This is a genomic window from Streptomyces sp. PTY087I2 (assembly GCF_001687325.1).
Taxonomy (GTDB): Bacteria; Actinomycetota; Actinomycetes; order Streptomycetales; family Streptomycetaceae; genus Streptomyces.
Window position 1 is genome coordinate 1 of sequence record NZ_LZRD01000071.1, and the last position, 6898, is coordinate 6898.

The window sequence follows — 6898 nt, forward strand, 5'->3', positions numbered from 1 at the left end:
GGGTCGCGCCGGTGCGCAGGGGCCAGAAGAACTCCCAGACCGAGACGTCGAACCCGGAGGGTGTTTTCTGCAGGACCCGGTCGGTGGTGTCGAGGTGGTAGGTGTCCTGCATCCAGGCGAGCCGGTTGTTGATCGCGTCGTGGCCGATCACGACTCCCTTGGGCCGGCCCGTGGAGCCGGAGGTGAAGATGGTGTAGGCGGGAGCGTTCGGTGCGATGGTCACGTCCGGGCGGGTGCCAGGGCGTCCCATGCCCCTGCCTTCATCGGTGTCCAGCAGGAGGGTGGGGGTGGTGCTGGGCAGTTTCCCGGCAAGGTCCTTCGTGGTGAGCAGGAGGGTGGGGGTGGCGTCCTGGAGGATGTTGCTGATCCGGTCGGCGGGGTAGTCCGGATCGACCGGCACATACGCGGCCCCCGCCTTCAGGACCGCGTAGAGGGCGGTGACCAGTTCCATCGACCGGGGCGCGGCGACCGCGACGAATGATCCCGGTTCCACTCCCCGGGCGGCGAGTTCATGCGCGAGCCGGTTCGCCCGCACATCCAGCTCCGCATACGTGAGTGACTCGTCCTCGAACAGGACAGCGGTCGCGTCCGGGGTCCGGGCTACCTGTTCCTCGAACCCCGACACCAGCGTCCCCGGGGCCACCGCGTGATCGGTCGCGTTCCATCCCTCGACCACCCACCCCCGCTCCACCGCAGAAAGCAGACTCCTACGGCCAACGGGCAGTGCGGTCTCGGTGATCGACGTGACCAGCAGATCCCGGAGCTGCTCCCCGATCGCCGCCACCTGCGTGCGGTCGAAGCGGTCGGGGCGGAAGTCGAGGCGGAGCTCGAAGGCGGACTCGGTCTGGGCGGCGATGAGGCTGAGCGGGTAGTGAGTGGCATCGCGGCTCGTACCGGAGGTGATGTGCAGGCCCTTGCTGCCCTGCTCCAGCGTCTCGTCGTCGATCGGGTAGTTCTCGAACACGACCAGGGTGTCGAAGAGTTCACTGTGCCCGGTCAGCCGCTGTATGTCGTTCAGGCCGATGTGGTGGTAAGGGAGCAGAGCGGTCTGCTGCTCCTGGACGCGGCGGACGAGGCCGCCCAGCGACTCGGACGGGTCGAGCACGATCCGTACCGGGAGAGTGTTGATGAACAGCCCCACCATGGACTCGATGCCGGGGATGTCCGCCGGACGCCCCGAGACCGTCGCGCCGAACACCACGTCGTCGCGGCCCGTCAGATGGCCGAGCAGCATGGCCCAGGCAGTCTGTACGGCGGTGTTCGTGGTGACGCCGAGCCGACGGCACTCGGCAAGCAGAAGCGCCGTCTCGTCCGTGGAGAGTTCGACCACCAGGCGCTCCGGAAGCGCGAAGTCCTGGTCGCCGGCGGAGCCGGCCAGCAGCGTCGGCTCCTCCAGGCCGCTGAACTCGTCCGCCCAGGCGGCCTCGGCCTCCGCACGGTCCTGCTCGGTGAGCCATGCGAGGTAGTCGCGGTACGGGGTCACACGGGGCAGGTCCGAAGCGTCGCCCTGCGTGGCGTACAGCGCGAACAACTCGTCCAGCAGTACCGGCGTCGACCAGCCGTCCAGCAGGATGTGGTGGTTGGTGACCAGGAACCGATGACTGCCGGCGCCCAGGGTCACGAGCGTGAAACGCATCAGCGGGGGAGCCGTCAGGTCGAAGCGCCGGACCCGGTCCTCGCCGACCAGGCGGGCCAGCTCCGCATTGCGCTCCTCCTCCGGCAGTCCGCTCAAGTCCACCTCGGTCCACGGCAGATCGACCTGCCGGGGGATCACCTGGACCGGATCGCCGTTCTCCCGGGAGTGGAATCCGGAGCGCAGATTGGCGTGTCGGCGCAGCAGTTCGGCCGCGGCCGCACGCAGGGCGGAGCTGTTCAGCTCGCCCTCGAAGCCGAAGGCCATCTGGACGTTGTAGACGTCCGAGCCGTTCTCGTCGTAGAGGGCGTGGAAGAGCAGTCCCTGCTGCAACGGTGCGAGCGGCAGCACGTCGGCCGTCTCGCCGAACTGCGTGAGTCCGTCGACTTCTGCCTGTGTCAGCGCCACGAGGTCGAAGTCGGACGGAGTGTGGCCGCCGGCGCGGGGATCCGAGGCGTGCGCGACGATGGCTTCAAGCGCGCGGAACCAGGTGTCCGCCAGTGCGCGGACCTCGTCCTCGGCGAACAGCTCCCCGGCCCAGCTCCAGTTGGCGACCAGGGAACCGCCTTCCACGCTGTCCACGGTCAGGGCGTTCAGTTCGAGGGCGTGAGCCAGCAGACCGTCGGGGTCGCGGCCGTCGCCGGTGTCCGTGCCGGGCACCAGCTCCCAGTCCGACGCCGTCGAGGCCCCGTCGCCGAGCTCGAAACGGCCGAGGTAGTTGAAGGCGATCTGCGGTGCGGGCAGCGCGCCGAGGGCCTTTCCGGTCTCTGGGTTGAGGTGACGCAGCAGCCCGTATCCGGCGCCGTTGTCCGGCAGCGAACGCAGTTGCTCCTTGACCGCCTTGAGGGCATCGCCCACGACGGCGCCGCCGTCCCACACCTCGGGCCACTGCGCCTGCGTGACACCGGGGTTGAGGCTGACCGGATAGAGGCTGGTGAACCAGCCGACCGTACGCGAGACATCCGCGCCGGGGACGAGCTCTTCGCGTCCGTGTCCTTCGAGGTCGACCAGGACCCGGTCGCCCTCCAGGTTCCGGCTGCGTCGCCAGTCGGCGACCGCCAGCGTGAAGCCGGTGAGAAGGACGTCGTTGACGCCCGCGTGGAAGGCGGCGGGCACGGTGGTGAGCAGGGGTTCGGTGAGCTGCGGAGGCAACGTGACGGACAGGCTCCGGGCGGTGGCCGCGGTGTCCCTGCGGGGGTCGAGGCGGCGACTGCCGAGCTGGGAGTCCTCGGTCCCGAGCAGGGCGGTCCAGGTGTCCAGTTCCGCGGTGCGCGCCTCGGTGGAGGCGGCCTCGACGAGGCCCTGAGCCCAGGTACGGAACGGTGTCCCCACCGGGGGAAGGTCCGCCGTGTCACCGGCGGCGGCCGCCCGGTAGGCGGTCGCCAGATCCGGAAGCATGATGCGCCAGGAGACACCGTCCACCACCAGGTGGTGTGCCATCAGGAGCAGGCGTCCGGCTATGCCCGGACCCCTGTCGAACCACACGGCCCGGAGTATCGAGCCCTGGTCGGGGTCGAGGGCGCCCTGGGCCGCACGCGACTCCGCGGAGATGAGCTCCCGAAGGTCGTCGCCGTGGACGCCTGAGGCGTCGACCCGCCGGAGGACGTCGTGGGCGTCGACCGCCCCCTCGGCCCGGACGGAGAGGTTCCAGTCAACTCCGCCGGACCGCTCCGTCCGAAGACGCAGCATGTCGTGGTGGTCCAGGAGCGCCTGAAGGGCAGAGGTGAGTGTGCGGAGATCCGCACCGGCCGGAGTCTGTACGACCATGGCCTGGTTGAACCCGTCGGTGGCGCCGCCGGTCCGGGCGAGCCAGTGCATGATCGGGGTCGCCGGCAGATCGCCGGTCCCCGCGCCCAGGTCCTGTGCTGCGGAGTCGGCTGCGTCGTCGGCATCCGTGGCGATCGCGGCGAGCGCCTCGACCGTCCGGTGCTGGAAGATGTCGCGCGGCGTGAGGACGAGCCCGGCTGCACGGGCGCGGCTGACGAGCTGGATGGAGACGATGCTGTCGCCACCGAGCTCGAAGAAGCTGTCGTCGATGCCGACGCTGTCGAGACCGAGGACGTCGGCGAAAAGTGCGCAGAGGGCCTCTTCACGCGTGTCACGTGGCCCGCGGCCGGTGGCCCCGGCGTTGAAGTCGGGAAGAGGCAGCGCCTTGCGATCCAGCTTCCCGTTCGCGGTCAGGGGAAGCTCGTCGAGCGTGACGAACGCCGCGGGGACCATGTAGTCGGGCAGGACGGAGGCCACATGCGTGCGCAGCAAGTCGGTGTCGAGGGTCTGCCCGGCGGCCGGGACGGCGTAGGCGACCAGACGCTTGACGCCCGGCTGGTCCTCCCGGACCAGGACGGTGGCCTGCGCGACCGGCCCGTACGAGGACAACGCGGCCTCGATCTCACCGAGTTCGATCCGGAATCCGCGGATCTTGACCTGGTCGTCCGCGCGCCCGTAGTACTCCAGCTCGCCGTCGACGGTCCAGCGCACGATGTCGCCGGTGCGGTACATCCGCGTACCCGGGGTACCGAAGGGGCAGGCCACGAAGCGCTCGGATGAGAGGCCCGGACGGTTCAGGTAGCCCCGTGCGAGGCCCGCGCCTGCGACGTACAGCTCACCGGGTACGCCGGGCGGAACCGGACGCAGCCCCGTGTCCAGCACGTACACCTGGAGGTCAGGAATGGCTTCGCCGATGACGCTCCCGCCGAGCGATGCGGCGCTCTGCCGGTCCAGTGCGCGATAGGTGACGTGCACGGTGGTCTCGGTGATGCCGTACATGTTGATGAGCCTGGGGGCGGTGTCCGGGTGGTTCCCGTACCAGTCCTCCAGCCGCCGCAGGTCCAGTGCCTCGCCGCCGAATACCACGGTACGCAGCGCGAGTTCACCCGCCGGATTCTCCTGCTCCTCCTGGATGAGCCGGTAGAACGCGGACGGCGTCTGATTGAGCACCGTCACCCCGGTCTCCGCCAGCAGGGCACGGAAGTCCCGGGTCGACCGGCTGGTCTCGTACGGGACCATCACCAGTCGGCCGCCGTACAGCAGCGGGCCCCAGATCTCCCACACGGAGAAGTCGAAGGCGTACGAGTGGAACATGGTCCACACGTCGTCCGCGCCGAAGCCGAACCAGTCCTCGGTCGTGCGGAAGAGACGCACCACGTTCTGGTGAGGGATCATCACGCCCTTGGGGCGGCCCGTGGAGCCCGACGTGTAGATGACGTACGCCGGGTGCAGGGACGAGAGAGCGGTTGTCCGGTCCGCGTCGGTGACGGGCATTGCGGACTGGGCGGCGAGGACCCGTACGACGTCGGGGTCGTCCAGCACCAGCCGGGCAGAGTCGTCCACCTGTACGGAGTCGAGCACCGCGGCGGTTCCGGCCGACGACAGCACGAGCGTCGGCCGCGCGTCTTGGAGCATGTAGGAGATGCGGTCCGTCGGGTAGTCCGGGTCGACGGGCAGGTAGGCGGCGCCGGCCTTCAGCACCGCCAGCAGCGCGACGATCATCGACTCGGTACGCGGCAGAGCCAGGGCCACCAGCTGCTCAGGCCCCACGCCCCGGGTGATCAGATGGCGCGCGAGACGGTTCGCCCGTGCGTCGACCTCCGCGTACGAGAGCGAGGTCCCCTCGCTGGTCACGGCGACGGCTTCCGGTGTGCGCGCCACCTGGGCCTCGAACAGCGCCACCAGCGTCGTCGACGGGACGGCGGGAGCCGTGGGGTTCAACCCGACAAGCAGGTGTGTCCGCTCCTCGGCCGACAGCACGTCCACCGAACCCACCGGGGCGTCCGGGTTCCCCAGGGCGCTCTCCAGCAGCCGGACCAGACGCTCGGCGAAAGCCGTGACGGTGGCCGCGTCGAACAGGTCGGTGGCGAACTCGACGCCGCCGTCGATACCCGCGGGCGCTCCATCGACGTCGAAACGCTCACCGAGCTGGAAGGCGAGGTCGAACTTCGCGATGTCCAGGCCCACGGGGTAGGGCTCGACCCGTGTGCCGGGGATGTCGGTCCGTTCCGCGGCGTTGTTCTGGAACGACAGCATGACCTGGAAGAGCGGGTGCCTCGCCAGCGAGCGTTCCGGGTTGAGTTCGTCGACGAGGCGTTCGAAGGGGACGTCCTGGTGGGCGTAGGCTGCCAGGTCCGTCTCCTTCACCCGGTCGACGAGCTCGCGGAAGGTCGGGTTTCCGGAGAGGTCGGTGCGCAGCACGAGGGTGTTGACGAAGAAGCCGACGAGATCGTCGAGGGCTTCGTCCGTACGCCCCGCGATCGTGCTGCCGATGGGGATGTCCTCGCCGGCGCCGAGCTTGTTCAGCAGGGCGGCCACCGCGGCCTGCATCACCATGAACACACTTGCGCCGCGTGCTCGGGCGATGTCCACGACCTGCTGGTGGAGGTGCGGGGACAGGTGCAGCGGCACCATCCGGCCCTGATGGCTGGAGACGTCCGGACGCTGCCGGTCGGCCGGCAGCGCCAGCTCCTCCGGAATGCCGTCCAAAGTCCTGCGCCAGTAGTCGAGTTGCCGCGACATGGCACTGTTCTGATCGTCCTCGTCGCCGAGGATCTCGTCCTGCCAGAGGGTGTAGTCGGCGTACTGGACCGGCAGCGGCTGCCACTCGGGTGCGTCCCCGGCGCTGCGCGCCGCGTAGGCGGTGGAGAGGTCACCCGACAGAGGTGCCATGGACCAGCCGTCGCCCGCGATGTGGTGGATGACCAGCAGGAGGACCTGCTTCTCGGGCGTGACACGGAACAGCTGGGCACGTACCGGCAGATCGCGTTCCAGGTCGAAGCCCCGTTGTGCCGCCGCGCTGATGTACTCGTCGAGTTCTTCGGTGGTCACGTCGGTGACCGTGAGGTCGAGGGTTGCTTCTTCGGGGGTGTGGATTTCCTGGCGGGGGTGGCCGTCGGTGTCGGGGAATGTGGTGCGCAGGCTCTCGTGCCGGGTGATGACGTCGTTCAGCGCCGCACGCAGGGCCGGCACATCGAGAGTTCCCAGCAGACGGACCGCCAGCGGGATGTTGTACGTGGCGCTGGGGCCCTCCAGTCGGTTGATGAACCAGAGGCGGCGTTGGGCGGGGGAGAGGGGGATGTGGTGGGGGCGTGGTTGGGGGGTGAGGTGGGGTCGGGTGGTGGGGGTGGTGGTGTCGAGGTGGTGGGCGAGTCCGGCGACGGTGGGGGTTTCGAAGATGGTGCGGACGTCGAGTTCGGTGTTGAGTGTGGTTCGGATGCGGCTGATGAGGCGGGTGGCGAGGAGGGAGTGTCCGCCGAGGTTGAAGAAGTTGTCGTC

The 6898-nt window shown here is 69.4% G+C and carries 1 protein-coding gene; it reads right to left on the minus strand.

The features are described from left to right. Positions 1-6898, minus strand: a 6898-nt coding sequence (locus tag A3Q37_RS35065) for a non-ribosomal peptide synthetase (RefSeq protein WP_141693646.1), incomplete at both ends; no start/stop codon positions are given.